Origin of the sequence: Tepidiphilus thermophilus (genome assembly GCF_001418245.1) — a bacterium.
Classification (GTDB): Bacteria; Pseudomonadota; Gammaproteobacteria; order Burkholderiales; family Rhodocyclaceae; genus Tepidiphilus; species Tepidiphilus succinatimandens.
On the sequence record NZ_LIPU01000002.1, the window covers coordinates 1 to 26,133 of the forward strand.

Below are 26,133 nucleotides of genomic sequence, written 5' to 3' on the forward strand. Positions count from 1 at the left end.
ATACACGCCATGCTCGCGGCACCAGGCCCCTTTGCTCGCCTCGTCCATCGCGGCGGTCGAGAGCACCGCTTCGAATCGGGCCCCCGCACTCCAGCCCCGCTCGCCAACGGGCTGGGAGAGCGCCTCGGCTCGCCAGCGCGCTAGCGTCGCAGCTGAAATGCTCAGCTCTCGCGCCAGCGTCTGCACCGCGACACTTTCTGGCGGCAACAGCCGTGCAACCGCCCTGTCCTTGAAGGACTGTCCGTATCTGGCCACTTCGTTCTTCCTTTGTCGCCCTCTGGTTTCAGGATCTATCGAGACGACAACTATTCTGACACAGAGGGGGTCATGGCAGCAGGCTCGTTGCTGACCGAGCGGGTGGCCTGTTTCGCCGCATCACCCTCGCTGGCGAACTGGGCCTGCAGCCGCTGGATGCTTCCCTGGGTCTCGGCCAGGCGGGTTTCGGTGCGTTTGCTGTCGGTCTGCAGCAGGGCGATCTGGCGGTCCAGGTCGTCGATTTCGGCGCGCTTGCGCTCGATGATCAGCCGTAGATCGCTTTTTTTGGCATAGACGATAGGGGCGTGATCGGCGATGAGCCTCTGGGCAGCTGCGTTCATCACACCCAGATAGATCGGCTCCAGCGCTTTCGGCGCCTTGGCGGAAAGCGTGATGACGGTGGCCCCTTTGGGCACGGAGGCGTCGATCTTCAGATGGGTGAGGCTGGCATCTTCCCGGAGCGCCTCGGCGATGGCCACCGGAATGTAGGCGTCCTTGAGCTTGGAGAGTACGGTGTCGGTGCCCTCGAGCGGCACGATCTGTTGGGCATCCTTGCCCAACGTTTGCGTACCGATCTCGATAGTGGCCTTGTATTCGTAGGCACGGGGGCGCAGGAAGGCGAACGCAGCGCCGGCAAGGAGCGCCAAGATGATGACCGCCAGCACGATGCGCCGCCGCCGCCAAATAGTGAGGGCGAGGTCCGTGAGGCTGATCTCGTCGTCGTAGGCAGTGAACGCTTGGGTCGTGGCGGGGCCTTGCGGCAGGGGCGAAACCATGGAAAAACGTCCGGTGGAGAGCTGAATCGGCGGCAAGTATACCTCATCTCCACTCGGGTGGGATTCAGGAACGACGCCGGCACGAGCGGTTTCGCTGACGTCGAGGCCAGGGCCGAGGCGCTGCTCGCGCTATAATCTCTAGCTTTCGTCCCCAGATTCCATTGGTGCCATGTCCCTCGACAAGAGCTTCGAACCCAAGGCGATCGAATCGCGCTGGTATCCCTACTGGGAGGAACACGGCTACTTCCGCGCCGGTTTCGATCCGAGCAGAAAAAATCCCTATTGCATCCTGATGCCGCCGCCCAACGTCACCGGCACGCTGCACATGGGGCACGGCTTCAACCAGACCATCATGGATATCCTGGTGCGCTGGCGGCGCATGAGCGGGGACAACGTGCTGTTGCAGCCGGGCACCGACCATGCCGGCATCGCCACCCAGATCGTGGTCGAGCGCCAGCTCGAGCGCGAGGGACTCACGCGCTACGATCTGGGACGGGAGAAATTCCTCGAGCGCGTGTGGCAGTGGAAGGAATATTCCGGCGGCACCATCACGCGGCAGATGCGGCGGCTGGGCACTTCGGCCGACTGGACCCGCGAGCGCTTCACCATGGACGAGGGAATGTCGCGCGTGGTGCGCGACGTCTTCGTCCGGCTCTACCGCGAGGGGCTCATCTACCGCGGCAAGCGCCTGGTCAACTGGGATCCGAAGCTGCGCACGGCGGTCTCCGATCTGGAAGTGTCGGCCGAAGAGGAAGAAGGGTTCCTCTGGTCCCTCCTCTACCCCTTCGCCGACGGGCCCATCGACGGGCAACGGGGCGTGGTGGTGGCCACCACGCGGCCGGAGACGCTCTTTGGCGACGTGGCGGTGATGGTGCATCCGGAAGATCCCCGCTATCAGGGGCTCATCGGCAAGGAGGTAATCCTGCCGCTGGTGGGCCGGCGCATTCCCATCATCGCCGATGCGGCCGTGGATCCGAGCTTCGGCACCGGCTGCGTGAAAGTGACGCCAGCGCACGACGCCAACGACTACGCCGTAGCCCAGCGCCACGGGCTGCCGCTGATCAACATCTTCCGGCTCGATGCCCATCTGAACGACCAGGTGCCCGAGCCCTACCGCGGGCTCGACCGGTTCGTGGCCCGGGAAAAGGCCGTGGCCGAGCTGCAGGCGCAGGGGCTTTTGGTCGAGGTGAAGCCGCACAAGATGATGGTGCCGCGCGGCGAGCGCACGGGCGTGGTGCTCGAACCCATGCTCACCGACCAGTGGTTCGTGGCCACCACCAAGCCCGGGGCGGACGGCAAGTCGCTCGCGCAAAAGGCGCTCGAAGTGGTCGAGGACGGCAGCATCCGCTTCTTCCCCGACAACTGGGTGAATACCTACCGCCAGTGGCTGGTCAATATCCAGGATTGGTGCATTTCGCGCCAGCTGTGGTGGGGGCACCAGATCCCGGCGTGGTACGCCGACGAAGATCCGGCCGAAAATCGTCGCTTCTGGGTGGCGCACGACGAGGCGCAGGCCCGGGCGCTTGCCGCGGCCGAGGGCTACACGGGGCCGCTCACGCGCGACGCGGACGTGCTCGACACGTGGTTCTCTTCGGCGCTGTGGCCTTTCTCCACGCTCGACTGGACGCCGGAGTATCCGGCCAAATCCAACCCGGCGCTCGATCTCTACCTGCCCTCTTCGGTGCTGGTCACGGGTTTCGACATCATCTTCTTCTGGGTGGCGCGCATGGTGATGATGACCACCCACGTCACCGGCAAGATTCCGTTCAAGCACGTCTATGTCCACGGCCTCATCCGCGATGCCGAGGGGCAGAAGATGTCGAAGTCCAAGGGCAACGTGCTCGACCCGATCGACCTCATCGACGGCATCGACCTGGAATCGCTCATCCAGAAGCGCACCACCGGCCTGATGAACCCGAAACAGGCCGCCTCGATCGTGGAGCGTACGCGCAAGGAATTCCCCAACGGCATCCCGGCGTTCGGTGCGGATGCCCTGCGCTTCACGTTCGCCTCGCTCGCGAGCCCGGGGCGAGACCTCAAGTTCGACCTCGGCCGTTGCGAGGGCTACCGCAACTTCTGCAACAAGCTGTGGAACGCGACGCGCTTCGTGCTCATGAACGTGGGCGAGAATCTGCCGGAGACGCCCGCCGCGCCCGAGGCGCTGGGCTTTGCCGAACGCTGGATCGTCTCCCGCCTGCAGCGGGTGGAAGCGGAAGCGCAGCGCCACCTCACCGACTACCGCTTCGACCTCTACGCCAAGGCGCTCTACGAATTCGTCTGGGACGAATACTGCGACTGGTACCTGGAACTTGCCAAGGTGCGTCTTGCGCAAGGAGACGAGGCGGTGCGCCACGCCACGCGCCGCACGCTCATCCGCGTGCTCGAAGCCGTGCTGCGGCTGCTGCACCCGGTGATTCCTTTCATCACCGAGGAGCTCTGGCAGCACGTAGCCCCCGTGGCCGGGCGCAAGGTGAGCGACTCGATCATGGTGGCGCCCTACCCCGTCGCCGAGCCCGGGCGGCTCGACGAAGCGGCCGAGCGCGAGATGGCGCTCTTCCAGGCAATCACGCGGGCGGTGCGGGGCTTGCGCGCCGAGATGAAGCTCAACCCGGGCGAGCGCGTGCCGCTGGCGGTGGCGCTGGGCGAGGCGGCCGACGAGGCGCTCGCGGCGACGATCGCCGGGTTCGTTCCCTACCTGCAGGCGCTCGCACGGCTCACGGAAGTGCGCACGCTGGCGCGCCTACCCGAAGATGCGCTCGCGCCGGTAGCGGCAGTGGAGACGCTGCAGCTCATGCTCGACGTGCCCATCGACGCCGCCAAGGAGCGCGAGCGGCTTGCCAAGGAGATCGAGCGCCTGCGCGCCGAGATCGCCAAGGCGAAGAAGAAACTGGAAAACCCCAGCTTCGTGGAACGCGCGCCGGCCGAAGTGGTGGCCCAGGAGCGCGAGCGCATCGAGCGCTTCAGCGCCACGCTCGCGCAGCTCGAACCGCAGCTCGCGCGCATCGAGCGGCATTTGGCGGGGGGGTGAGACAGAGGCGCTCGCAGCTCAGACGGACTCGGAATACTCCCGCGCCAGGTGTTCATAGCGCGGGATCGCAGCCAGTTCCTGGGCGAGCGCCTCACGCCGCTGCACGGCGTCGTAGTGCGCCTGCAAGGCGAGCCAGCTTTCGGCATCGACCCCAAAGAAAGCGGCCAGGCGCAGCGCCGTATCCGCGCTGATGGCCCGCCGCCCCTGGATGATCTCGTTAATGCGCCGACGGGGCACGCCAATCGCTCGCGCCAAAGCGTACTGGCTGATGCCCAGTGGCTTGAGCCAGTCTTCTAGCAGGATCGTGCCAGGGTGGACCAGAGGAACTTCACGGCTCATCGGCATGGCTTTCTCAGTGGTAATCAACTATTTCGACTTCCCAGGCGTCGCGCCCGTCCCAGACGAAGCACACGCGCCACTGGACATTGATGCGGATGCTGTACTGACCCTCGCGATCCCCCGTGAGTAATTCTAGTCGGTTCCCCGGTGGAACACGGAGAAATTCCAATGATGTGGCCGCGTGCAGCTGCTGCAGCTTGCGCATGGCCACTGCCTCGAATGCCACGAACCGCGCAATGCGCTTGCCCTGAAAAAAGGCTTCGGTGTCGCGGCAACGAAACGATCGGATCATGGTTTGATTGTAACGCCAAAGGTGACGAACGCCAACGACAAGATCACGAAGCTGGTTTTGGCTGGTTGCTCAATGTCGATCCCAACCACTGTGCCCAGCTCGTCGAAATCGAGCACGATGCCTGATGCCACCTCTTCGGAATCCGCTGCCGGGCGTTCGCTGAAGCGGACGTCGTCGTAAATCAGTCACATTTCATACGTTCCTGCGTCTTGCAATCTAACCCATCCTATCGCCGAATCAGCACGAATTCATATTCCCCTTCGCCGGTTTCACGCGCCACTTCGAGTACGTTGCCGCTCTGGCGGGCGAAGGCGGAGAAGTCTTTCATCGAACCGGGGTCCGTGGTCCGCACCCGTAGCCGTTGCCCCGAGTGCAAGGTGGCCAGTGCCTTCTTCGTGCGCAGGATGGGCAGCGGGCAGCGCAGCCCGCGCGCGTCGAGCTCGAGATCGACCATCATGATGAATGGTTTCCTCCGCAGGTTTGACGCCAAGCGTCCTCATCGGTTAGAATAGCACCTCTTCAAGGAGATGTGGCCGAGAGGTCGAAGGCACTCCCCTGCTAAGGGAGCATACCGGCTAAAACCGGTATCGAGGGTTCGAATCCCTCCATCTCCGCCATTACATGAGCATAACTCCTTGCCCCCATGCCCACCATCATTGAGTTGTCGATCCGGAACAAGGCGGAGGGCACGTGATGAAACAGACCGTAGAAGCCATCATCGACGAAAAGGGGCATGTCCGCCTGGTCGAACCCGTTGAAATCAAAGGAATGCGTCGCGCCTTGGTGACCATATTGGACGAAGCTCCCGCTGAAATCGACGAGGTCACACAGCTGGCTGAAAAGGCCCTTGCGGAGGATTGGCTGAAACCGGAAGAGGATGAGGCATGGACGCACCTGCAATAGGCGACGTGGTCCTCGTGCCTTTTCCATTCTCAGATTTATCAGCATCCAAACTACGGCCGGCACTCGTGCTCGCTCATAGCGGACGGGAGGATTGGCTGTGCCTGCAGATCACCAGCCGATCCTACGCTGATCCCTTCGCGATTGAACTGGCGGAAGGTGACTTTTCCTGTGGCTCACTGCAACAGACCAGCTATATCCGTCCCGGGAAACTATTTACCGCTCATCAAGATCTGTTCCAACGCATGGCAGGACGGATCAGGAATGAGAAACTCGAAGAGGTGCGAAACCGGGTCATCGAGCTGGTACGCAAAGGCCGACTGTCCGAGTGACGGCCGCTCGAAGAATGAAACCAATTGGGATCGGTGCAGAGCAAACCCCCTCACTCCCGCTGCGCCGCGAATGCTTCCAGCACATGCCTGACCCGGGCCATGGTCTCGGAAAGCGTCGCCTCGATCTCGGTGAATGAAATCTCGCTCGCGTCGGCGCCGCGGCCGGCGGCGTAGTTTGCCACCACGTTGATCGCGGCGTAGGCAAGGCCCAGTTCGCGGGCGAGCGCGGCTTCGGGCATGGCGGTCATGCCCACCACGTTGGCGCCGTCGCGCTCCAGGCGGTCGATCTCGGCGGCGGTCTCCAGGCGCGGGCCCTGGGTGCAGGCGTAGACCGCGCCGTCGATCACCGGCTCCCCTGCCTTTTGCGCGGCGCGGATCAGGCGTTCGCGCAGCGCCGGGGTGAACGGCAGGGTGAAATCGATGTGCGTGACCGGATCTTCTTCGCCTTCGAAGAAGGTCGACACGCGCCCCCAGGTGTAGTCGATGATCTGGTGCGGAATCACGAGGGAGCCCGGAGCGTATTGCGCCTGGATGCCGCCGACGGAAGCCACCGAGATGACCTCGCGCACGCCCACGTGTTGCAGCGCCCAGAGGTTGGCGCGGTAGTTGATGCGGTGCGGCGCATAGGTGTGACCGTAGCCGTGCCGGGCAAGGAAAGCGATGTCCCGGCCGGCGATGCGCCCAAGGGTGAGCGGCCCGGAGGGGTCGCCATAAGGGGTGCGCACGACCTGCCGGTGCACGATTTCCAGATTGTTGAGCGAGGTGAGGCCAGTGCCGCCGATGATCGCGAACATGGAATTTCCGCATCGAGCCGAAAGGATGCGGAATTTTACACGACGCCGCCTTGCCCCTTTGTTATAATTGGCGTTTTCGTACGTCTGGAAGTCCATGTCCTCCGCCATTCGCAACATCGCCATCATCGCCCACGTCGATCATGGCAAGACCACCCTCGTCGACCAGCTTCTCAAGCAGTCCGGCACCTTTGCCCAGCATCAGACCGTCGCCGAACGGGTGATGGACAGCAACGATCTCGAGCGCGAGCGCGGCATCACCATCCTGGCCAAGAACTGCGCCATCCGCTATGGCGACACCCACATCAACATCGTCGACACCCCGGGCCACGCCGATTTCGGCGGCGAAGTGGAGCGGGTGCTCTCCATGGTCGACGGCGTGCTGCTGCTGGTCGATGCCGTCGAAGGCCCCATGCCGCAGACGCGCTTCGTCACCAAGAAGGCGCTGGCGCGCGGGCTCAAGCCCATCGTGGTCATCAACAAGATCGACCGCCCCGGCGCCCGGCCCGACTGGGTGATCAACGCCACATTCGATCTCTTCGCCGAGCTCGACGCGAGCGAGGAGCAGCTGGACTTCCCCATCGTCTATGCTTCGGGCCTGCAGGGCTACGCCACGCTGGATCTGAACGAGCCGGGCAAGGACATGCGCCCGCTCTTCGAGACCATCATCGCCCACGTTCCGCCGCCGCCGGTGACGATCGACGCGCCCCTGCAGCTGCAGATCTGCTCGCTCGACTATTCGAGCTACGTGGGGCAGCTGGGCATCGGCCGCATCCGCCAGGGGCGTCTGCGCCCCAACCAGGAAGTGGGCGTGTGGCTGGGCGAACAGAACCTGGGTCGGGCGAAGATCGGCCAGGTGCTGAAATTCGTCGGCCTGGAGCGCGAGGCGGTGCCCGAGGCGGTGGCAGGCGACATCGTGATGATCTCCGGCGTGGAGCAGGTTGGCATCGGCGTGACGGTGTGCGATCCCGAGGCGGCGCAGCCGCTGCCGCCGATCGAGGTGGACGAGCCCACGCTCACCATGACCTTCATGGTCAACACGTCGCCCTTGGCCGGGCGCGAAGGGAAATTCGTCACCAGCCGCCAGATCCGCGAACGGCTGGAGAAGGAGCTGCTCAAGAACGTGGCGCTGCGCGTGCGCTTCAGTGAAGATGGCGACAGCTTCGAGGTCTCCGGCCGGGGCGAACTGCACCTCACCATCCTGCTCGAAACCATGCGCCGCGAGGGCTATGAGCTGGCGGTGGGCCGACCGCGGGTGGTGTTGAAAGAGATCGACGGCGAACTCCACGAGCCCTACGAGCGGCTCACGGTCGATATCGAGGAAGGCCACCAGGGCGCAGTGATGGAGGAACTGGGGCGCCGCCGGGCGGAACTGCTCGACATGACGAGCGACGGCAAGGGGCGCGTGCGGCTGGAATACCGCGTGCCGGCGCGCGGCCTCATCGGATTCCAGGGGGAGTTCCTGACGCTCACGCGCGGCACGGGGCTCGTGAGCCACATCTTCGACGGCTACGGACCTCTCGCCGGTCCCGTGGGCGGACGACGCAACGGGGTGCTCGTGTCGCAGGACGACGGCCAGGCCGTGGCCTATGCGCTGTGGAAGCTGCAGGATCGCGGCCGCATGTTCGTCAGCCCGGGCGATGCGGTCTATGAGGGCATGATCATTGGCATCCACACGCGGGAAAACGACCTGGTGGTGAATCCGATCCGCACCAAGCAGCTCACCAACATCCGCGCTTCCGGCTCGGACGAGGCGATCCGGCTCGTGCCGCCGATCGAGCTCACGCTGGAGGCGGCGGTGGAGTTCATCGAGGACGACGAACTCGTCGAGATCACGCCGAAGTCGATCCGCCTGCGCAAGCGCCACCTGCAGGAACACGATCGCCGCCGCGCGGCGAAGCAGACGGCGCTCGCCTGAGCTTCCTTTCGCGAAAAAGCCCCTTCGGGGGCTTTTTCGTTACAGTCCCACCGAGCGGGCGCGCAGGAAGTCGCGGAATTCGTTGGCGACTTCGGGGTGGCGCAGGGCGAATTCGACCGTGGCCTTGAGGTAGCCCAGCTTGGAGCCGCAGTCGTAGCGCACGCCGTCGAATTCGTAGGCGAGGATGGCTTCTTCCTGCAGCAGCGAGCTGATGGCGTCGGTGAGCTGTAGTTCGCCCCCCGCGCCGGGCTGGATGCGATGCAGGTGCTCGAAGATGTTGCCCGAGAGGATGTAGCGCCCCACCACCGCCTGGGTGCTGGGGGCTTCTTCGGGCTTGGGCTTCTCGACGATGCCGGTGATGCGCTGGATCTTGCCGCGGGCTTCGGGTTCGGTGCTGACGATGCCGTACTGGCGCGTCTCTTCGCGCGCGACGTTGATGGTACCGAGCACCGAGCAGCGGTGGTAGTTGTAGACGTCGATCATCTGGGCGAGCACCGGCTTGCCTTCGGGGTGGTCGCAGAGGTCGTCAGCGAGCAGCACGGCGAAGGGTTCGTCGCCCACGACCGATTCGGCGCATAGGACGGCGTGTCCCAGGCCGAGCGCCTCCGACTGGCGGATGTAGATGCAGTTGACGCCCTTGGGAACGGTCTTGCGCACGACTTCGAGGAGTTCCTTCTTGCCGCGGGCCTGCAGCTCGGATTCGAGCTCGTAGGCTTTGTCGAAGTGGTCCTCGATGGAGCGCTTGGTGCGGCCGGTGATGAAGATGAGCTCGGTGATGCCGGCGGCCACCGCTTCTTCCACGGCGTACTGGATGAGGGGCTTGTCGACGATGGGCAGCATTTCCTTGGGGCTCGCCTTGGTGGCGGGGAGGAACCGGGTGCCCATCCCGGCCACGGGGAACACGGCCTTGCGCACGGCTTTCTTCATTTCATTCGACTCCTGCGGTTGATCCATGGGTTCATCCTTGGGTTGTGCTGCGCTCGGCGATCAGGCGCTCGAGCGTGTCTTCGTCGATGACGGGAACGCCCAGCTCGAGCGCCCGCTGCAGCTTGCTGCCGGCTTCGCTGCCGGCGACGACGTAATCGGTCTTCTTCGACACGGAGGCGCTCACCTTGCCGCCGTGCGCTTCGATGAGAGCCTTCGCTTCTTCGCGCGTCAAGCGCGGTAGCGTGCCGGTGAGCACGAAGGTGAGACCGGCGAGCGCCCTGCTCTTCTTGGCGGGGACGCTTTCTTCCCAATGCACGCCGAGCCGGCGCAGGCGCTCGATCACCTGGCGGTTGTGCGGCTCGTCGAAGAAGTCGCGGATGCTCTGCGCCACCACCGGGCCGATGCCTTCGATGGCGGTGAGCTCGTCGAGCCTGGCGTTCATGAGGGCGTCGAGCGAGCCGAAGTGCCCGGCGAGGAGCTTGGCGGTGGCCTCGCCCACGTGCCGGATCCCAAGGGCATAGATGAAGCGGGCGAGCGTCGTCTTCTTGCTGCGCTCGATGGCGGCCATCAGCTTGGCGGCGGATTTTTCCCCCATGCGGGGCAGGCTCGCGAGCCGATCGGCATTGATTTTGTCGGGGTCGTAGAGATCGGCCGGGGTTTCGACCCAGCCGAGATCGACGAGCTGCTCGATGAGCTTCTCGCCCAGCCCTTCGATGTCCATCGCCAGACGAGAGGCGAAATGCTCGAGGGCGCGTTTGCGCTGGGCTGGACAGTACATGCCGCCGGTGCAGTAGGCCGCGGCTTCGTCCGGGTCGCGGGCCACCGCCGAGCCGCACACGGGGCAGTGCTCGGGCATGACGAAGGGGCGTTCGCTGCCGTCGCGCCGCTCGGGGAGCACCTTGACGATCTCGGGGATGACTTCGCCCGCGCGGCGCACCACCACCCAGTCGCCGATGCGGATGTCTTTGTCGCGGATGTAGTCTTCGTTGTGTAGCGTAGCGTTGGTGACGGTGACGCCGCCCACGAAGACGGGTTCGAGCCGGGCGACGGGAGTGAGCGCGCCGGTGCGTCCGACCTGCACTTCGATGCCGACGAGGCGGGTGATCTCTTCCTGCGGCGGGAACTTGTGGGCGATGGCCCAGCGCGGCGCGCGGGCGATGGTGCCCAGGCGCTGCTGCGCGGACAGATCGTCGACCTTGTAGACCACGCCGTCGATGTCGAAGGGGAGCCGGTCGCGATCGGCCTCCATGCGGCGGTAGTAGGCAAGCAGCCCCTCGGCGCCTTCGGTCACTTCGCGCGCGTCCGACAGGGGAAAGCCCCAGCGCTGCAAGAGCGCGAGCGCCTTGCTGTGCGTTTCCGGCCAAGGGTGCCCCTCGAGGCGCACGAGCTGGTAAGCGAAAAAGCGCAACGGCCGCTTGGCGGTGACGCGCGGGTCGAGCTGGCGCAGGCTGCCGGCCGCGGCGTTTCGCGGATTGACGAAGGTTTTCTCGCCCGCTTTGAGCTGCGCTTCGTTGAGCCGCTTGAAGTCTTCGCGCGTCATGATGACTTCGCCGCGCACTTCCAGCAGCGTCGGCGGGGAGTCGAGCCGCAGGCGCAGGGGGATGGAGCGGAGGGTGCGCAGGTTGGCGGTGACGTCTTCGCCGGTGAAACCGTCGCCCCGGGTGGCGCCGAGGCTGAAGAGGCCGTCGCGGTAGATGAGGGAGATGGCGAGCCCGTCGAACTTCGGCTCACAGGCGTAGCGGATGCGCTCGATGCCGAGCAGCTCACGGCAGCGCCGGTCGAAGGCGAGCACTTCTTCGTCGGTATAGGCGTTGGTGAGCGAGAGCATCGGCACTTCGTGCCGGACTTCGGCGAATTCGGGCGCCGGTTTGCCACCCACGCGCTGGGTGGGGGAATCGGGGGTGACGAGCTCGGGATAGCGGGTTTCGAGCGCGACGAGTTCGCGGAAGAGCCGGTCGTATTCGGCATCCGGCACGAGCGGCTCGGCGAGCACGTAGTAGGCGTAGTCGAGCCGGGCGATCTCTTCGCGCAGCCAGCGGGCGCGTTCGACCGCCTCCGGCGGGGCATGGGAGGTCATCGTGGTCCTTTCATCCAGCGAAGAGGCGGCGGGCGATGGCGCTGCCGGGAGGGATTTCCTGCGCCTTCATGCGCTGGTGGATCTGGGCGATGCGCTCGCGGATGAGCCGGCCGGCCTCGGGCGTGATGGGGTTGCCGGCATCGTCGACCAGCTGGCCGTCGAGCGTGGCGGCGAGCTTCTCGGCAAACGTGAACATGCGGTCGAACACCACCGGCGAGGGGATGCGCGTGACTTCGAGAAAGAGGGTGACGCCGTTTGCCTGGTGCAGCTTGATGTCGGGCTGGCGCAAGGGCCGCCCGTCGAGGTCGGCGAGGGCATAGAGCGGGACGCCATGGTCGTCGAGCAGGCGATAGAGGCCGTCTTCACCGAGCGTGAGGCCGGCCGCTTCGGCGGCAGCCCGGATCTTGGTACCGGGAATGGGGGCGTTGCGCGGCACGACGTTCACCGCGATCTGCACGTCGACCTCGGCACAGAAGCGGTCGAGCGCAGCGGCGCGCTCGAGCACGGTGACGCGCGATTCGATGGCCCCGGGCACGGCACCGAGATGGTCGGCGACGCGTTCGACACCGCCGGTGAAGCGCAGGTACTCTTTCTCGCCGATGGCGCCGGTTCGGTCGGCGAGCTGTAGCGAGGCGAGCGCGAGGTGGTATTGACCCTCGGTCTTGGCGGTGAGCGGCTGCCAGTCGTTGCTCGCGTCGTCGAAGACGTACCAGCCGACCGGACGCGGCGAATCGCGGAATTCGCGCATGACGGCTTCCCGTAGCGCCGCGGCATCCATGCCGCCGAGCGATTCGAGGCGCACCATGAGATCGACCCCTTCCTTGAGGCTGTCGGGGTGATGTCGTGGCGTGCGGGCGAACCCTGCTTCCGCGGCGGGTTCGCGCCGGGGGGAGACGCGGTGCGCAGGGCCGAGCACGCCCTCTTCTTCGGTGAAGTCGCTGCCGGGCGCGTCGCCCGGCCCCCGTTCGCCCGCATCGAGCAACGGGTCGTGCGACGGGGTGTGCAAGGTGCGCTCGAGGGTGCGCCGGCTGCGGGTTTCCTGCCATTTCCCGTAGCCGAAAAAGCCGGCGGTGACGATGACGACCACGCCTCCCAGTGCGATGAGCAGATCGGTATCCATGCGTGTTCCTTTGCCTCGGCGCGCGGCCGGAATCAGGGCGTTTCGGCGAGCCGCAGCGCCTCGTCGATGTCGACGGCGACGATGCGCGAGACGCCCTGCTCCTGCATCGTGACGCCGATGAGCTGCTCGGCCGCCGCCATCGTGATTTTATTATGACTGATGAAGAGAAGTTGCGTCGTGCCGGACATCTCCCGCAACAATCGGGCGTAGCGCTCGGTGTTGGCGTCGTCGAGCGGCGCGTCCACCTCGTCGAGGATGCAGAAAGGCGCCGGGTTGAGGGCGAAGAAGGAGAAGACGAGCGCGATGGCGGTGAGCGCCTTCTCGCCGCCCGAGAGCAGGTGGATGCTCGCGTTCTTCTTGCCCGGCGGCTGGGCGAGGATCTGCACGCCGGCATCGAGGATCTCTTCGCCAGTGAGCACGAGCTTGGCCTGCCCGCCGCCGAAGAGCCGGGGAAACAGTCGGCCGAAATGCGCATCGACGGCGTCGAACGTGGCGGCGAGCGCCTGGCGCGTCTCGCGGTCGATGCGCCGGATCGCTTCTTCCAGCGTGCCGATGGCAGTGGTGAGATCGGCAAGCTGCGCTTCCAGCGCCGTCTTGCGTTCTTCCACCTGACGCAGGGCTTCGAGCGCGGCGAGGTTGACTTCGCCCAGCGCGGCGAGCTCGCGCCCCAGCCGCTCGGTCTCGCGGGCGAGCTTGGCGGCGTCGAGATGGTCGAGCTGAGGCTCGAGGGCGGCCAGATCGGCGCCGAGTTCGGCGAGCCGCTCTTCGGCGTGCGCAAGCGCCGCGGCTGCTTCCTGCCGCTGCAGCCGCGCCTGCTCGAGTTCGTCGCGCAGGGGTTGCAGGGCGAATTCCTGCCGCTGGCGGGTCTCTTCGAGTTCGCGCAGCTTCTGGTGACGTTCGTCGAGCACGAGCCGGGCTTGGGCGAGCGCGCTGGAAGTGCGTTCGCGCGCCTCGCGCACGAGGGATTCCTCTTCGAGCGGGGCGGCGGCGAGCCGTTCGCGTTCGGCCAGGCGCTCGGCGCGCTCGCGCTCGAGCCGCTCGAGGCTCTCGGCGGCGATCCGGGCGCGGCGCTCGCTCTCCTCGCGTTTGAGGGCGCATTCGCGGCAGGAGAATTCGGCTTCCTGCAGCTCGCGCGCAATCACCTGGCGCTGCGCGCGGGCGTCTTCGAGGCGCTCGTGCTGGCGGCGGAGGTCGGCCTGGCGTTCGAGGCAGGAGGATTCGAGCGCGGCTTCGCGTTCGAGCAGGGCAGCGATGCGCTCTTCCAGGGTGGCGAGCTCGGTGCGCTCGCGCTCGGTCTGCTCGCGCAGGGCGGTGCGCTCTTCGTCGATGGCATGGCGCCGGCGGCGGGCGTGCTCGAAGGCGGATTCGAGCCGGGCGAGTTCGAGCGCATGCGCGCGCTGCAGCTTTTCGGCCTGCTGCAGCTCGCGGCGCAAGGCGTCGTGCGCCATCTTCGCTTCGTCGCAGGCGGCGGCGCAGCGGACGCGTCTCTCCGCGGCGGATTCGCGCTGCCGTTCGCGCTCGGCGCATTCTGCCTCCAGCACACCGAGCTCGCGGGCGCGCTCGAGGACGCCCGCGAGCATCCGTTCGTCGGCGCCGAGGCTGCGCGCCCCATGGGGATCGACGATCCAGCCTCGCCGGTCGACCAGGCGCAGCCCGCGTTCGCGCGCCCAATCGAGCAGCGCTTCGTCGATCGCCTCGACGAAGACGGTATGGGCAAGGAGACGCTGGAGGGCGCCGGCAAGCGTCGGGTCTCGGGCGGAGATCGCCGCTGCGGCCCGCACCGCGCCTTCGGGCAGTGGCTCGCCTTCTTCCAACCCCGCTTCGCAGGGAAGATCCTGCCACAGCCAGGCTTCGCCGGGACGCGGCGCGTGCTCGACCCGCACGGCGGCCTCGGACAGCGGCGCAAGGCGCGCCCCGAGCCAGGGGCCGAGGAGCGTTTCGGCCGCCGTTTCCCAGCCGGCAGCGACTTCGAGCCGCGGCCACAGCGCCGTTGCGCCCTCGCCCGAGCCACCAGCGCAGCGCGCCTGGGTTTCGGCGAGCGCCCGGCGGCGTGCTTCGAGCCGACCGAGCTCGGTGTCGAGCCGGCGGAATTCGTCCTGGGATGCGTCATGCTGCGCCTGCGCCTCGCGCAGCCGGGTTTGCGCGGCCTCGAGCGCCTCGCGCAGCGCTTCGACCCGCCCGGCGAGCGTCTCTTGCCGCGCGTGCTCGCGCTCGAGCGCCTCCTCGTCGCCGCCAGCGAGCGACGAGGCTTCCTGCGCCAGGCGCTCGAGCCGGGCCTCGCCCGCCTGCAGCGAGCGCTCCAACGCGGCGATCCGGGCGCGTTCGACGGCGATCTGCCGTTGGGCGTCGTGCCGCTCGCGCTCGGCGATCGCCGCGCCGTGGCGGGCATCTTCCAGGGTGCGCTCGAGCGCTTCCAGCACCTCGTCGAGCGCTTCCAGCCGTTCCTGCAGCGTCTCGCGCCGAGCCTGGGCGAGCGCGTCGAGCTCGTCCCAGCGCGCCCGCTCGAGGCGGGCCTGATCGCCCTCTTCCTGCCAGCGCCCTGCCTCCTCGCCGATGCGCTCGAGCCGCTCGGCGAGCGCGGCGAGCGTCTCCTCGCGATGGCGCCGCTCGCCGATCACGCGTTCGAGCCGGGCGCTCGCCTCGAAATAGACCTGCTGGGCGGATTCGAGCGCCGCGGCAGCCGCTTGCGCCTCGGCACGGGCCGATTCGAGCGCCGCTTCGAGACTCGTTCGTTCCTGCCGCTGCCGTTCCAGCTCGGCTTCGAGCGCGGCGATGCGCTCGTCTCCGGCGGCAAGCGCCGCGGCCGCCTCGCGCCGCCGCAACGCCCAGGATTGCTGCCGCGCCAGGCGCAGGCGTTTTTCCAGCTCACGATAGCGCCGGGCGCGTTCGGCCTGGACGGCGAGTGTCTCGGCCTGGGCGGCGAGCTCGGCGTGCAGGTCGGCCAGCCGCTCGAGGTTGGAACGCGCCTCCTTCAGCCGCGCCTCCGTCTCCTTGCGCCGTTCATGGTAGCGGGTGACGCCAGCCGCCTCTTCGAGGAAACGGCGCAGTTCCTCGGGCTTTGCCTCGACGATACGCGAGATCATCCCTTGCTCGATGATGGCGTAGGCGCGCGGCCCCAGTCCCGTGCCGAGGAAGAGATCGACCACGTCGCGGCGGCGCACGCGCTGCCCATTGAGGAAATAGCTGGATTCGCCGCCGCGGACGACCACGCGCTTGACCGAGATCTCGGAGAATCGCCCCCAGGGGCCGGGCACGCCGCCGTCGGCGTTGTCGAAGACGAGCTCGACGCTCGCGCGCGCCAGGGGCTTTCGCTTGTCCGAGCCGTTGAAGATCACGTCGGCCATCTGCTCGCCGCGCAGGGCGGAGGCGCGCATCTCGCCGAGCACCCAGCGCACGGCGTCGATCACGTTCGATTTGCCGCAGCCGTTGGGCCCGACGATGCCCACCAGCGCGCCCGGGAGCACGAGCGTGGTCGGCTCGACGAAGGTCTTGAAACCGGCCAGTTTGATCTTGATGAGTCGCACGGCGTGAAAGGAAGACCAATGAAGGCTTCGAGCCGCGCATGATACCATTTCGCGTTAGGTGAAACTGGAATCATCTCCACGGAGGATCTCATGGCCAACTGGCAAGGCATCGCATCGCTGATCGACGCCGCGTTCGAAGAGCGCGCGCGCTTCTCCCCCGGCAACGCGCCCAAGGAGGTATTCGACGCAGTGGAGGCGGTGATCGACGGGCTCGATCGCGGCGCGATCCGCGTGGCCGAGAAACGCGAGGGCGATTGGCACGTCAATCAGTGGATCAAGAAAGCGGTGCTGCTCTCCTTCCGCCTGCGCGACAACCGCCTCATGGAAGGCGGCGAGACGCGTTACTTCGACAAGGTCGAGCCGAAGTTCGCCCGCTACGGCGAGGCAGACTTCCGCGAAGGGGGCTTTCGCGTGGTGCCGCCGGCGGCGGCGCGGCGCGGTTGCTACATCGCCAAGAACGTGGTGCTCATGCCCTCCTACGTAAACATCGGCGCCTACGTCGATGAGGGCACCATGGTCGATACCTGGGCCACGGTGGGCTCCTGCGCCCAGATCGGCAAGAACGTGCACCTCTCCGGCGGCGTGGGCATCGGCGGCGTGCTGGAACCGGTGCAGGCCGGGCCGGTGATCATCGAGGACAACGTCTTCGTCGGCGCGCGCTCCGAGATCGTCGAGGGCGTGATCGTGGAAGAGAACGCCGTGATCTCCATGGGGGTCTATCTGGGCATGAGCACCAAGATTTACGACCGCGAAAGCGGCGAGATCCTGTACGGGCGCGTGCCCTCCGGTGCCGTGGTCGTGCCCGGCAGCCTCCCCTCCCCCGACGGCAGATACAGCCTGTACTGCGCCGTGATCGTCAAGCGCGTGGATGCGCAGACGCGCGCGAAGACCGCGATCAACGAACTGCTGCGCGGAGCCTGAGGAGGCGACCATCATGCCCATCGTCACGCCGGTGCTGGAAAAGCTCTTTTGCGCGATGCACGATCGCAACGCCTCCGACATCTTCATCACGGCGGGGGCGCCGATCCACATCAAGATCAACGGCGTCGTGGCACCGATCAACCAGCAGGTGATGAAGCCTGAGCAGGTGCGGCGCATCCTCGAAGAGGCCATCGCCAGCGAGGCGCTGTGGCAGCGCTACGTCGAACGCAAGGAGCTCAATTTCTCCCTGGGCTTGTCCGATGTCGGCAACTTCCGCATCAACGCCTTCTGGCAGCGCAACAGCCCGGCGGCGGTGATCCGCTACGTGAGCCGCGACATCCCCTCGTTCGAGGCCCTGGGGCTGCCGCCCGTGCTGGGCGAGATGGCTTTGGGCAAACGCGGGCTCATCCTGGTCGTCGGCCCCACCGGTTCGGGCAAATCGACCACGCTCGCGGCGATGATCGATCACCGCAACTCGACCCTGCCGGGGCACATCCTCACGGTGGAAGACCCGATCGAATACCTCTTCCGCCACAAGAAATCGCTCGTCAACCAGCGCGACGTGGGGATCGACACCCTCTCCTGGGGCGAGGCGCTCAAGAGCGCCATGCGCCAGGCACCGGACTGCATCCTCATCGGCGAGATCCGCGATCTGGAAACCATGCAGGCGGCGATCGCCTATGCGCTCACCGGACACCTGGTGCTCGCTTCGCTGCACGCGAACAACACCTATCACGCGCTCAACCGCATCGTGAATTTCTATCCGCTGGAGAGCCGGGGGCTGCTCTTCTCGGATCTGAGCGTGGCGCTGCGCGCCATCGTGGCCCAGCGCCTGGTGCGGCACGTGAAGGGGCAACGCATCCCGGCGGTCGAGATCCTCGTCAATTCGCGCCTTATCGCCGAGATGATCGAGAAAGGCAACCTCTCCATGATCAAGGACGCGATGGAGCGCTCGCTCTCCCCGGGTGTGCAGACTTTCGACCAGGATCTGGTGCGACTCTACCGCAGCGGTGCCATCACCCTGGAAGAGGCGATCGCCCAGGCCGATTCGCCCACCAACCTGCAGTGGGAACTGCAAAACGCAGGGGTGCAGACCACGATCCAGGATGGCGGCATTCCCACCGCCGACGTCGACCTGCCCTCGCAGATGACCGAAATCGAGTTTCCTTCGCTGGCCAGCACCAAGACATGAACGTCCTTGAACTCGCCCAGGCGCTCATCCGCCGCCCTTCCGTCACGCCCGCGGAAGCCGGCTGCTTGGCGCTCATCGGCGAGCGGCTCGCCGCGCTCGGCTTTACCCTGGAGCGGCTCGATGCGGGCGGCGTGGCCAACCTCTGGGCGCGGCGCGGGGAAGAGGGACCGCTCTTCGTCTTCGCCGGACACGTCGACGTCGTGCCGCCCGGCCCCGAGGATCGCTGGCGCTTTCCGCCCTTTTCTGCCACGGTGGCCGAGGGCAGGCTCTACGGGCGCGGCGCCGCCGACATGAAGAGTTCGCTCGCCGCCATGGTGTGCGCGGTGGAAGCCTTCCTCGCGGGGTGCCCCGCGCATCGCGGCTCCATCGGCTTTCTGCTGACCTCCGACGAAGAAGGGCCGGCGGTGCACGGCACACGCCACGTGGTCGAGGTTCTGCGCTCGCGCGGCCTGCGCTTCGACTACGCCCTGGTGGGCGAGCCCACCTGCGAGCGCGTGCTCGGAGACACGATCAAGAACGGCCGGCGCGGTTCGCTCACTGGCCGGCTCACGGTGCATGGCAAGCAGGGTCACGTCGCCTATCCCCATCTGGTCGATAACCCGGTGCATCGCCTGGCGCCGGCGCTCGCCGAACTCGTGGCCACCGAATGGGATCGGGGCAACGAACATTTTCCGCCCACGTCGCTGCAGGTGACCGACCTGCACGCCGGGGTGGGTGCGACGAACGTGGTGCCCGGCGAATGCCGCATGACTTTCAATTTCCGCTTTTCCTCCGAGCAGACGCCGGAGGGCCTGCAGGAGTGGGTGGAGGCGATTTTGCACCGCCACGGCGTGCCCTTCTCCCTTTCCTGGGAGCTGGGCGGGCGCCCCTTCCTCACGCCCCGGGGCGAACTCGTCGCGGCGCTATCGGACGGCGTCGAAGCCGCCTGCGGGATTGCGCCGCGGCTCTCCACCAGCGGCGGCACCTCCGACGGACGCTTCATCGCCGCCATCTGTCCGCAGGTGGTGGAATTCGGACCGGTCAATGCCACCATCCACCAGATCGACGAATGCGTGGCGCTCGAAGAACTGGAGCCACTCGCCGCCGTCTATCGCGGCGTCCTGGAACGCTTGCTGCCCCCTGCCGGAGAAGCCCATGCACGAAGCTGAAGACGATCCGATGTTCGAAGCCCACGAGCACGACGAGACCGAGGCGCTCATCACGGTGCGCGACTGGGTACGCTACGCCGTCACCCGGCTCGAGAGCGAAGAGGCGTTCTACGGCCACGGTTGCGAGGACGTCCTCGATGAGGCGGTGTGGCTGGTGAGCGGCGCCTTGAAGCTGCCGCGCGAGCGCTTCGAGTGGTTTCTGGACGCAAGCCTCACCGAGTCCGAGCGCCAACGCCTGGCCGAGCTGGTGGAGCGCCGCGCCGTCGATAAAGTGCCGACGGCCTACCTGCTCAACGAAGCCTGGCTGGGACCGTTTCGCTTCTACGTGGACGAGCGCGTGATCGTGCCGCGCTCGTTTCTGGCCGAGCTGCTCGAGGAGCGCTTCTCGCCCTGGCTCGAGCAGCCGGAAAGAATACAGCGGGTGCTCGATCTGTGCACCGGCTCGGGCTGCCTCGCGATCATGGCCGCCTATGCTTTTCCCCAAGCGGAGATCGTGGCGGCCGATCTCTCGGACGAGGCGCTGGAAGTCGCGCGGATCAACGTCGAAGCCTATGACCTGCAGGATCGCGTACGGCTACTGCGCTCGGACGTATTCTCGGCGCTCGGAGGTGAAACGTTCGACTTGATCGTGAGCAACCCGCCCTACGTCACGGCGCAGGTCATGGCCGAATTGCCGCAGGAATACCGCCACGAGCCGGCGCTCGCGCTCGCCGCGGGAGAAGACGGGCTCGACGTGGTGCGGCGTATCCTCTCCGAAGCGAAGCGCCACCTCACGCCGCAGGGCTGGCTCGCCGTGGAAGTCGGGCACAACCGGGCACTGGTGGAAGCGGCCTTCCCCGAGCTCCCCTTCACCTGGCTCGCCACGGAGACGGCCGAGGACAAGGTGTTTCTCTTGCCCGCCTCGGCGCTATGAGCACCGCGCAACGACGCAATCGGACCGCGCAGTAGATTGATCCCCCGGCGCTCTCTCAGACGGCGAAACTCTCGCCACAGCCGCAGGTCGCCTTCACGTTGGGATTGTCGAACTTGAAGGATTCGTTCAAGCCTTCGCGGCGGTAGTCGATCACCGTGCCGTCGAGCTTGGGCAGATCCTCCTGCGCCACCACCACGTTCACGCCGTGGCTCTCGAACACGAGATCCTGTGGCCCCGCCGCGTCGGTCACGTCGAGCTTGTAGGCAAAGCCCGTGCAGCCGGAAGGGGTCACGCCCAGGCGCAGGCCCAGGCCGTGGCCACGTTTTTCCAGGATCCGCCGCACCTGGGCAGCGGCGCGTTCCGTCAGGGTGATCGTCATGGTCTTCGTTTCCTTTGCTTGCAGTAGATGAAATGACGCCGCTCGTGCGTCGGGGTTCCGCTTCAGCGCCCGCGCAGGGCAAGGATGCGCTCGCGCAGCAGGCGGATCGCCGTGTCGATCTCCTCGGCGGTGGTGAAGCGCCCCAGGGTGAGGCGCAATGCACTGCGGGCGAGCTCTGGCGAGCGGCCCAGCGCGCGCAGCACGTAGGAGGGTTCGAGACTCGCCGAGGTGCAGGCCGAGCCGGCCGACACGGCCAGTTCCTCGCCCAGCGACAGGAGCAGCGCATCGCCCTCGATGCTCTCGACCGAAACGTTCAAGTTGTGCGGCACGCGATGTTCGAGGTCGCCATTGAGGTGGATGCCCGGCAGTTCCTGCAAGGCGGCGAGCAGCCGGTCGCGCAGCGCCCGGATGCGCGGCAGCTCATCGGACATCTCCGCGCGCGCGAGGCGATAGGCTTCCCCCATGCCGACGATCTGGTGCGTGGGCAGCGTCCCCGAGCGAAAACCGCGTTCGTGCCCTCCTCCGTGCATCTGCGCTTCCAGCCGCACCCGCGGGCGACGGCGCACGTAGAGCGCGCCGATCCCTTTGGGGCCGTACGTCTTGTGGGCGGAAAAGGACATGAGCGAGACGTCGAGTTTTTGTAGGTCGATCGTCACCTTGCCGGTGGCCTGCGCCGCATCGACGTGAAAGAGGATGCCGCGCTCGCGGCACAGCGCCCCGATCTCCTCGATCGGCTGGATGACGCCGATCTCGCTGTTGACGAGCGCCACCGACACGAGCAGCGTGTCTGGCCGCAGGGCGCGTTCGAGTTCGTCCACGTCGACCAGACCGTTTTCCTGCACCGGCAGATAGGTGGCGGTGAAACCGCGCGCTTCCAGCGCCTTGACGCTGTCGAGCACCGCCTTGTGTTCGGTCTGCAGGGTGATGAGATGCCGTCCCTGGTCGCGGTAGAACTCGGCCACGCCCTTGATGGCGAGGTTGTCGGCCTCGGTCGCGCCCGAGGTCCACACGAGTTCGCGCGGTTCGCAGCCGACGAGCTCGGCCACACGGCTGCGCGCCTCTTCCACGGCTTTTTCCGCCTCCCAGCCGTAGGCGTGGGTGCGGCTCGCCGGGTTGCCGAAGCGCTCGGTGAGCCAGGGAATCATGGCATCGCGCACGCGGGGGTCCACCGGCGTGGTGGCGGCGTAGTCGAGATAGATCGGTCGTCGCTGCATGAAGGAATCCTTTCAATCGGCACACAGGGCCGCGAGGCGCCGCAGATCGCCTGCCGCCTGCGCGAGCGCGGCGAGAAACCCGTCGATGTCGGCTTCGGTCGTGCTGCTGCCGGTACTCACGCGCACGGCCCCGCGGGCGAGCGCCTCGGGTACGCCCATGGCAAGAAGGCTGCGCGGTGCGCCAGGCTCACCGCTGGAACAGGCCGAGCCGGTCCCCACCGCGAAACCGGCGCGATCGAGCCGGCTGGCGAGCGCCGCCCCCTCCAGCCCGGGCAGCGCGAAAAAGGTGGTATTGGGTAGCCGCGTCGCCCCGGCGCCAAAGATCACCGCCCCCTGCGCCGCGAGCCCCGCTTCCAGCCGCTGCTGCAAGGAGCGCAGGCGGGCGTGCCAGGATTCTCTGGCTTCGAGCGCTTCGACGAGCGCCGCGGCCATGGCCATCGCGCCGGGCACGTTCTCCGTGCCCGAGCGCCGTCCCGCCTCCTGCCCGCCACCGGTGATGAGTGGCTCCAATGCCACCTCACGCGCGAGCACGAGGGCGCCGATTCCTGGCGGCGCGCCGAACTTGTGCCCCGACAGCGTGATCGCATGCACGCCCAGGCCGCGCCGCGACAACGGCATTTTTCCGGCCGCCTGCACCGCGTCGCAATGCACCAGAGCGCCGGCCTCGCGCGCTGCTCGGGCGAGCGCCGCCACGTCCTGGATCACGCCCGTTTCGTTGTGCGCCAACATCACCGAGACGATCGCCGGGCGCTCGCGCAGGATGCGCTCGAAGGCAAAAGGGTCGATTCGGCCTTCGGCATCGACGGGGATCTCGACCAGGCGCCAGCCGTGCGCGGCAAGGAGCCTTGCCGTTTCGTAGACGCTGGAGTGTTCGACGGCGCTCACGGCGATGAGGCCGGGTTCCAGGCGCGCCGCCGCCCCGCGCAGAAAAAGCGCGTTGGCCTCCGTGCCGCCACTCGTGAAGACGATCTCCTCCGGCGAGGACTCCAGGCATTCAGCCAAGGTACGCCGCGCCTCTTCGAGCAACGTACGGGCGCGGCGCCCTGCGGCGTGCAGGCTGGAGGGGTTACCGAGCCGCTCGTCATCGAGGCAGGCGTGCAGCGCGGCGCGCGCCGCCGCGGCGAGCGGCGCGGTGGCGTTCCAATCGAGATAGACGCCACCTGCGGCGAAGGTCATCGCCTCAGCACGCCTCGCAGGCGGTGAGCTCGCTCGCCTCGCCCGCCTTCTTGCGGGGACGGCGACGGGAGATGACACGCTTGATCTCGCCGCGCACCACCGCCCCCAGGGTGACGGAATCGAGATACTCCATCATGCGCACGTTGAGGTTGCTCCACAGGTGGTGCGTGGAGCAGATGTGGTCGTTCTGGCAGTTTTCCTTGCCGCCGCACTGGGTGGTATCGAGCGGCTCGTCCACCGCTTCGACGATCTCGGCGATGGTGATCTCGTCCATCGGCCGCCCGAGGCGGTAGCCGCCGCCGGGTCCGCGCACGCTCGACACTAGCCCCTCGCGCCGCAGGCGGCTGAAGAGCTGTTCGAGATAGGACAGAGAAATGTCCTGGCGCTCGGCGATGGTCGCCAGCGCCACCGGCCCCTTGTCCTGGTGCTTGGCCAGATCCACCATCGCGGTGACCGCGAATCGCCCTTTCGTCGTCAGTCGCATCGTCCATCCTCCCGCCGGGTCGTGGCCGACGTGCCGTAAGCAAGATAACTTACCCTACTGAAAAAGTCAACTATTCGGGCGATGCGTTTCTGCTATCCCGGGCTATTCCACCCAGCGCGAGACGCGCTGCGGATCGAACCCCTGATCCTCGCCGGGCAGATCGGGCAAGGCGATGCCGGCCGCTTCCAGCCGGCGCACGAGTTCGGCGAAGCGCCGGTCGGATTCGACCGCGTGATCGAGCAGCGCATGCACCGCCTTGGCGAGCGGATCGTCGAGATCCTTGGTGAGCCCATAGGCGGTGAACCCGATCTCCTCGGCCTTGCGTCGACGGGCTTCGTCGCGCGACTCTTCTTTTTCCGGCTCGAGGATGCGCGCGAGCGTCCCCACCGCCGTGGCCCCAGCCGGAACCGGCTTGACGACGACCGCGTTCGAGCCGATTTTTGCCCCCGCTCCGACGGTAAAGCCACCCAGCACCTTGGCCCCGGCCCCCACCACGACGCCGGCTTCCAGGGTGGGATGGCGCTTGACGCCGCGATAGAGCGACGTGCCACCCAGCGTCACGCCTTGATAGATGGTGCAATCGTCGCCCACCTCGGCGGTCTCGCCGATCACCACCCCCATGCCGTGGTCGATGAACACGCGCCGGCCGATCGTCGCGCCAGGATGGATCTCGATGCCCGTGAGCCAGCGCGTGAGGTGGCTGATGAAGCGCGCGAGCCAGCGCCAGCGCTTCGTCCACAAAAAATGCGCCAGCCGGTGCAGCCAGAGGGCGTGCAGGCCCGGATAGCAGGTGAGCACTTCCCAGCGCGAGCGCGCCGCCGGGTCGCGTTGCAGGATGCTGTCGATGTCTTCACGCAGGCGTTCCAGCCAGGAGGGCATGAAGGGGTTCCTTTCTCGGTTGCGCCGCAAGGCGGATCATTTTACGGGATTTTACGCGCCACCGCCTTGAGCATGCCACGCAGGATGTCGAGCTCGGCCCGTTCGAGCCGGGCGCGCGCAAGCAGCCGCCGCAGCCGCGCCTCCAGCCGTTTCGGCGAAGCTGGATCGTAAAAATCGAGCCGCTCGAGCACGGCGAGCCACTGCGCGAGCAGACCTTCGACCGCCTCGTGTGAAGCAGGCACGAAATCGGGCGCGTCCGCGATGGCGCCTGCCTGCGGCGCAAAGGCTTCGCAGGTGCGGGCGAGCACGTAACAGGCCACCTGCACCGCCGCCGCGAGGTTGAGCGAGGAATACGCGGGATTGGCGGGGATCGTCGCCGGGAAGGTGCATTGCCACACTTCCTCGTTCGCGAGGCCATTCGTCTCGTTGCCGAAGACGAGCGCAGCCTGGGTGTCGGGTGCGGCCTGCAGCGCCTGCAGCACTTCCCGGGCGCTCTCTTCCGGCGTGCGAAAAGGCTGAACGTAGGTGCGCGAGCGCGTGGTGAAGGCCACGCTCACGACGGTTCCGGCGAGCGCCTCGGCGAGCGTCTCCACCACCGTGGCGCCCTCGAGCACGTCGACCGCGCCCGAGGCGAGCGCCGTGGCCTGGGGATCGGGAAAACGCCGCGGTGCCACCAGCACGAGCCGGGACAGCCCCATCGTCTTCATCGCCCGGGCCGCCGCACCGATGTTGCCCGGATGCGAGGGGCGGCACAGCACGACGCGCACATGGGAAAGCAATCGCATGCCCTCGTGATCTAGCGTAAGCGACAACAATTCAGCGTTGCTCCCGTGTATGCCATATGCGCAAAACGAAGATATCCGAGTCACGGAGCTCGTATCGCATCTCGTAATCGCTTATGAGCAACCGACGAACCTCGCGCGGCGCGAACTGAAAAAGCTGCTCCCCGATCCGGGGATTCGTCACCAAGATATTCGGCGCCGAAATCAGGGTTTTCAGCACCCTCTTGGCCGCCTGCTCATTCTTCGGGGCAAGAAAAGCGTAGAGACGCTCCAAGTCGGACAAGGCCTTGCCCGTCCAGCGTATTTCCCTCATCGCGGCTCAGGCATCGGCAAGGGTTGATCGGTACCGATTCGTTCGACCCATTCCTGAACGACCCGATGCTCCACCACGTACCCCGCATCGACGTCTTCGAGTGCTTCCCTCGTGAGACGATCCTTTTCTTCCTCTTGGGCGATCCAGGCCGCAAGTGCCTGTTTCAAGATCCAGCCCCGCGACCGCTCCATGCGCCGGGCGAGATCATCGACTTTCTCGGCCAAAGGGACAGGCACGTGGACTGTCAGAACTCGAGTCTCGGTTTTCGACATCTGTAGTCTCTTCATGTTCTGAATCAATGTGATTCATTCTAAATCGCCATTGAGAAAAACTCAACGCACGGCAGAAGAACTGATGCTTGCCGCACATCAAGTCTGCCCCTTCTCCAATGCCGTGCACGGCAACATCGATGTGTGCGGGAGGACTGAAACGTACGACCTTGGCCGGTTTTCC

At 66.6% G+C, this 26,133-nt stretch carries 26 protein-coding genes, 1 tRNA gene and 1 pseudogene; 9 read left to right on the top strand and 19 right to left on the bottom strand.

The genetic code is table 11. The features are described from left to right. Window positions 1-255, bottom strand: a 255-nt coding sequence (locus tag ASC37_RS01770) for a transposase (protein WP_082438333.1), incomplete at its 3' end; no start/stop codon positions are given. 50 nt (window positions 256-305) lie between these two features. Continuing rightward, on the bottom strand, window positions 306-1,031 hold the full coding sequence (locus ASC37_RS01775) for a Wzz/FepE/Etk N-terminal domain-containing protein (RefSeq protein ID WP_141654644.1): 726 nt from the start codon (window positions 1,029-1,031) through the stop codon (window positions 306-308). A gap of 169 nt (window positions 1,032-1,200) precedes the next feature. Between ASC37_RS01775 and ASC37_RS01780 the strand changes: the two genes are divergently transcribed. After that, window positions 1,201-4,059, top strand: a complete 2,859-nt coding sequence (locus ASC37_RS01780; RefSeq protein ID WP_055422743.1) for a valine--tRNA ligase — start codon at window positions 1,201-1,203, stop codon at window positions 4,057-4,059. Window positions 4,060-4,077: 18 nt separating this feature from the next. Here the strand turns inward: ASC37_RS01780 and ASC37_RS01785 are convergent, their stop codons facing one another. The 4 genes from ASC37_RS01785 to ASC37_RS01795 form a co-directional block, all read right to left on the bottom strand. Further along, complete coding sequence (locus tag ASC37_RS01785; protein ID WP_055422969.1) at window positions 4,078-4,398, bottom strand: HigA family addiction module antitoxin; 321 nt, start codon at window positions 4,396-4,398, stop codon at window positions 4,078-4,080. 13 nt (window positions 4,399-4,411) lie between these two features. After that, on the bottom strand, window positions 4,412-4,690 hold the full coding sequence (locus ASC37_RS11875) for a type II toxin-antitoxin system RelE/ParE family toxin (protein ID WP_055422744.1): 279 nt from the start codon (window positions 4,688-4,690) through the stop codon (window positions 4,412-4,414). Continuing rightward, the gene (locus ASC37_RS11880; RefSeq protein WP_232424736.1) at window positions 4,687-4,821 is read right to left on the bottom strand and encodes a hypothetical protein; all 135 of its coding nucleotides are present in this window, start codon (window positions 4,819-4,821) and stop codon (window positions 4,687-4,689) included. The genes ASC37_RS11875 and ASC37_RS11880 overlap by 4 nt, the downstream gene beginning before the upstream one ends. 95 nt (window positions 4,822-4,916) lie before the next feature. Further along, window positions 4,917-5,147 carry a sulfurtransferase TusA family protein gene (locus tag ASC37_RS01795; protein ID WP_055422745.1) on the bottom strand — a complete coding sequence of 77 codons (231 nt, stop codon included), beginning with the start codon at window positions 5,145-5,147 and terminating at the stop codon, window positions 4,917-4,919. Between the two features lie 66 nt (window positions 5,148-5,213). Here ASC37_RS01795 and ASC37_RS01800 point away from each other — a divergent pair. From ASC37_RS01800 to ASC37_RS11200, 3 genes are all read left to right on the top strand, one after another. Beyond that, window positions 5,214-5,307 (top strand) — tRNA-Ser (locus ASC37_RS01800). Window positions 5,308-5,383: 76 nt separating this feature from the next. Further along, window positions 5,384-5,593, top strand: coding sequence for a hypothetical protein (locus ASC37_RS01805; RefSeq protein ID WP_055422746.1), 210 nt, complete (start codon window positions 5,384-5,386; stop codon window positions 5,591-5,593). Next, window positions 5,575-5,922 (top strand): type II toxin-antitoxin system PemK/MazF family toxin, encoded by a 348-nt coding sequence (locus tag ASC37_RS11200; RefSeq protein WP_072247885.1) that lies wholly within the window; start codon window positions 5,575-5,577, stop codon window positions 5,920-5,922. The genes ASC37_RS01805 and ASC37_RS11200 overlap by 19 nt, the downstream gene beginning before the upstream one ends. Window positions 5,923-5,972: 50 nt before the next feature. Here the strand turns inward: ASC37_RS11200 and ASC37_RS01810 are convergent, their stop codons facing one another. Beyond that, window positions 5,973-6,716: an S-methyl-5'-thioinosine phosphorylase gene (locus tag ASC37_RS01810; RefSeq protein ID WP_055422747.1), complete on the bottom strand. Its 744-nt coding sequence runs from the start codon at window positions 6,714-6,716 to the stop codon at window positions 5,973-5,975. Between the two features lie 94 nt (window positions 6,717-6,810). Between ASC37_RS01810 and typA the strand changes: the two genes are divergently transcribed. Next, window positions 6,811-8,631, top strand: coding sequence for a translational GTPase TypA (typA, locus tag ASC37_RS01815; RefSeq protein WP_055422748.1), 1,821 nt, complete (start codon window positions 6,811-6,813; stop codon window positions 8,629-8,631). Window positions 8,632-8,670: 39 nt separating this feature from the next. On the opposite strand, the gene galU is transcribed toward typA, so the two are convergent. From galU to smc, 4 genes are read right to left on the bottom strand one after another with little or no spacing between them, the layout of a single operon-like run. Further along, window positions 8,671-9,585: a UTP--glucose-1-phosphate uridylyltransferase GalU gene (gene galU / locus ASC37_RS01820; protein ID WP_232424737.1), complete on the bottom strand. Its 915-nt coding sequence runs from the start codon at window positions 9,583-9,585 to the stop codon at window positions 8,671-8,673. Window positions 9,586-9,589: 4 nt separating this feature from the next. Beyond that, window positions 9,590-11,635 (bottom strand): NAD-dependent DNA ligase LigA, encoded by a 2,046-nt coding sequence (gene ligA, locus ASC37_RS01825; protein WP_055422749.1) that lies wholly within the window; start codon window positions 11,633-11,635, stop codon window positions 9,590-9,592. A gap of 10 nt (window positions 11,636-11,645) precedes the next feature. Then, on the bottom strand, window positions 11,646-12,755 hold the full coding sequence (locus ASC37_RS01830; RefSeq protein ID WP_055422750.1) for a cell division protein ZipA C-terminal FtsZ-binding domain-containing protein: 1,110 nt from the start codon (window positions 12,753-12,755) through the stop codon (window positions 11,646-11,648). Between the two features lie 32 nt (window positions 12,756-12,787). Continuing rightward, window positions 12,788-16,327 carry a chromosome segregation protein SMC gene (gene smc / locus ASC37_RS01835; RefSeq protein WP_072247886.1) on the bottom strand — a complete coding sequence of 1,180 codons (3,540 nt, stop codon included), beginning with the start codon at window positions 16,325-16,327 and terminating at the stop codon, window positions 12,788-12,790. 42 nt (window positions 16,328-16,369) lie between these two features. Here smc and dapD point away from each other — a divergent pair, with 42 nt between their 5' ends. The 4 genes from dapD to prmB are packed head-to-tail and all read left to right on the top strand — an operon-like array spanning window position 16,370 to window position 20,453. After that, entirely contained in the window at window positions 16,370-17,200 is an 831-nt protein-coding gene (dapD, locus tag ASC37_RS01840; protein WP_055422752.1) for a 2,3,4,5-tetrahydropyridine-2,6-dicarboxylate N-succinyltransferase, read from the top strand. A 13-nt stretch (window positions 17,201-17,213) separates the two neighbouring features. Beyond that, a complete protein-coding gene (locus ASC37_RS01845) occupies window positions 17,214-18,392 on the top strand; it encodes a PilT/PilU family type 4a pilus ATPase (protein WP_055422753.1) in 1,179 nt (392 codons plus the stop codon). Then, window positions 18,389-19,540, top strand: coding sequence for a succinyl-diaminopimelate desuccinylase (dapE, locus tag ASC37_RS01850; RefSeq protein WP_055422754.1), 1,152 nt, complete (start codon window positions 18,389-18,391; stop codon window positions 19,538-19,540). Before ASC37_RS01845 ends, dapE begins: the two co-directional genes overlap by 4 nt. After that, a complete protein-coding gene (prmB, locus tag ASC37_RS01855) occupies window positions 19,527-20,453 on the top strand; it encodes a 50S ribosomal protein L3 N(5)-glutamine methyltransferase (protein WP_055422755.1) in 927 nt (308 codons plus the stop codon). Before dapE ends, prmB begins: the two co-directional genes overlap by 14 nt. A gap of 55 nt (window positions 20,454-20,508) precedes the next feature. Here prmB and ASC37_RS01860 read toward each other — a convergent pair whose 3' ends face one another. The 8 genes and pseudogenes from ASC37_RS01860 to ASC37_RS01895 all read right to left on the bottom strand — a co-directional run bounded on the left by ASC37_RS01860 (window position 20,509) and on the right by ASC37_RS01895 (window position 25,952). Further along, window positions 20,509-20,832 carry a HesB/IscA family protein gene (locus tag ASC37_RS01860; protein WP_055422756.1) on the bottom strand — a complete coding sequence of 108 codons (324 nt, stop codon included), beginning with the start codon at window positions 20,830-20,832 and terminating at the stop codon, window positions 20,509-20,511. A gap of 71 nt (window positions 20,833-20,903) precedes the next feature. After that, a pseudogene (locus ASC37_RS01865) lies at window positions 20,904-22,046 on the bottom strand (IscS subfamily cysteine desulfurase); the annotation flags it as partial. 12 nt (window positions 22,047-22,058) lie between these two features. Further along, window positions 22,059-23,222, bottom strand: coding sequence for a cysteine desulfurase family protein (locus ASC37_RS01870; RefSeq protein WP_055422757.1), 1,164 nt, complete (start codon window positions 23,220-23,222; stop codon window positions 22,059-22,061). Window positions 23,223-23,226: 4 nt separating this feature from the next. After that, complete coding sequence (locus ASC37_RS01875; protein ID WP_055422758.1) at window positions 23,227-23,706, bottom strand: Rrf2 family transcriptional regulator; 480 nt, start codon at window positions 23,704-23,706, stop codon at window positions 23,227-23,229. A gap of 102 nt (window positions 23,707-23,808) precedes the next feature. Beyond that, on the bottom strand, window positions 23,809-24,585 hold the full coding sequence (gene cysE / locus ASC37_RS01880; RefSeq protein WP_028874173.1) for a serine O-acetyltransferase: 777 nt from the start codon (window positions 24,583-24,585) through the stop codon (window positions 23,809-23,811). A 41-nt stretch (window positions 24,586-24,626) separates the two neighbouring features. Then, a complete protein-coding gene (locus ASC37_RS01885) occupies window positions 24,627-25,370 on the bottom strand; it encodes an RNA methyltransferase (RefSeq protein ID WP_055422759.1) in 744 nt (247 codons plus the stop codon). A 31-nt stretch (window positions 25,371-25,401) separates the two neighbouring features. After that, a complete protein-coding gene (locus tag ASC37_RS01890) occupies window positions 25,402-25,680 on the bottom strand; it encodes a type II toxin-antitoxin system RelE/ParE family toxin (protein WP_055422760.1) in 279 nt (92 codons plus the stop codon). Next, a complete protein-coding gene (locus tag ASC37_RS01895) occupies window positions 25,677-25,952 on the bottom strand; it encodes a CopG family ribbon-helix-helix protein (RefSeq protein WP_028874176.1) in 276 nt (91 codons plus the stop codon). The genes ASC37_RS01890 and ASC37_RS01895 overlap by 4 nt, the downstream gene beginning before the upstream one ends. Window positions 25,953-26,133 lie beyond the last annotated feature (181 nt).

Coding starts and splice junctions, on each gene's coding strand:
- ASC37_RS11200 (WP_072247885.1), top strand. CDS start 5,575: ATGGACGCACCTGCAATAGGCGACGTGGTCCTCGTGCCTTTTCCATTC.
- ASC37_RS01805 (WP_055422746.1), top strand. CDS start 5,384: ATGAAACAGACCGTAGAAGCCATCATCGACGAAAAGGGGCATGTCCGC.
- ASC37_RS01780 (WP_055422743.1), top strand. CDS start 1,201: ATGTCCCTCGACAAGAGCTTCGAACCCAAGGCGATCGAATCGCGCTGG.
- ASC37_RS01795 (WP_055422745.1), bottom strand. CDS start 5,147: ATGATGGTCGATCTCGAGCTCGACGCGCGCGGGCTGCGCTGCCCGCTG.
- ASC37_RS01875 (WP_055422758.1), bottom strand. CDS start 23,706: ATGCGACTGACGACGAAAGGGCGATTCGCGGTCACCGCGATGGTGGAT.
- dapE (WP_055422754.1), top strand. CDS start 18,389: ATGAACGTCCTTGAACTCGCCCAGGCGCTCATCCGCCGCCCTTCCGTC.
- ASC37_RS01785 (WP_055422969.1), bottom strand. CDS start 4,398: ATGAGCCGTGAAGTTCCTCTGGTCCACCCTGGCACGATCCTGCTAGAA.
- dapD (WP_055422752.1), top strand. CDS start 16,370: ATGGCCAACTGGCAAGGCATCGCATCGCTGATCGACGCCGCGTTCGAA.
- smc (WP_072247886.1), bottom strand. CDS start 16,327: ATGGTATCATGCGCGGCTCGAAGCCTTCATTGGTCTTCCTTTCACGCC.
- ASC37_RS01860 (WP_055422756.1), bottom strand. CDS start 20,832: ATGACGATCACCCTGACGGAACGCGCCGCTGCCCAGGTGCGGCGGATC.
- galU (WP_232424737.1), bottom strand. CDS start 9,585: ATGGATCAACCGCAGGAGTCGAATGAAATGAAGAAAGCCGTGCGCAAG.
- prmB (WP_055422755.1), top strand. CDS start 19,527: ATGCACGAAGCTGAAGACGATCCGATGTTCGAAGCCCACGAGCACGAC.
- ASC37_RS01870 (WP_055422757.1), bottom strand. CDS start 23,222: ATGACCTTCGCCGCAGGTGGCGTCTATCTCGATTGGAACGCCACCGCG.
- ASC37_RS01890 (WP_055422760.1), bottom strand. CDS start 25,680: ATGAGGGAAATACGCTGGACGGGCAAGGCCTTGTCCGACTTGGAGCGT.
- ASC37_RS01830 (WP_055422750.1), bottom strand. CDS start 12,755: ATGGATACCGATCTGCTCATCGCACTGGGAGGCGTGGTCGTCATCGTC.
- ASC37_RS01885 (WP_055422759.1), bottom strand. CDS start 25,370: ATGCGATTGCTTTCCCATGTGCGCGTCGTGCTGTGCCGCCCCTCGCAT.
- ligA (WP_055422749.1), bottom strand. CDS start 11,635: ATGACCTCCCATGCCCCGCCGGAGGCGGTCGAACGCGCCCGCTGGCTG.
- ASC37_RS01845 (WP_055422753.1), top strand. CDS start 17,214: ATGCCCATCGTCACGCCGGTGCTGGAAAAGCTCTTTTGCGCGATGCAC.
- ASC37_RS01810 (WP_055422747.1), bottom strand. CDS start 6,716: ATGTTCGCGATCATCGGCGGCACTGGCCTCACCTCGCTCAACAATCTG.
- cysE (WP_028874173.1), bottom strand. CDS start 24,585: ATGCCCTCCTGGCTGGAACGCCTGCGTGAAGACATCGACAGCATCCTG.
- ASC37_RS01895 (WP_028874176.1), bottom strand. CDS start 25,952: ATGTCGAAAACCGAGACTCGAGTTCTGACAGTCCACGTGCCTGTCCCT.
- ASC37_RS01775 (WP_141654644.1), bottom strand. CDS start 1,031: ATGGTTTCGCCCCTGCCGCAAGGCCCCGCCACGACCCAAGCGTTCACT.
- typA (WP_055422748.1), top strand. CDS start 6,811: ATGTCCTCCGCCATTCGCAACATCGCCATCATCGCCCACGTCGATCAT.
- ASC37_RS11875 (WP_055422744.1), bottom strand. CDS start 4,690: ATGATCCGATCGTTTCGTTGCCGCGACACCGAAGCCTTTTTTCAGGGC.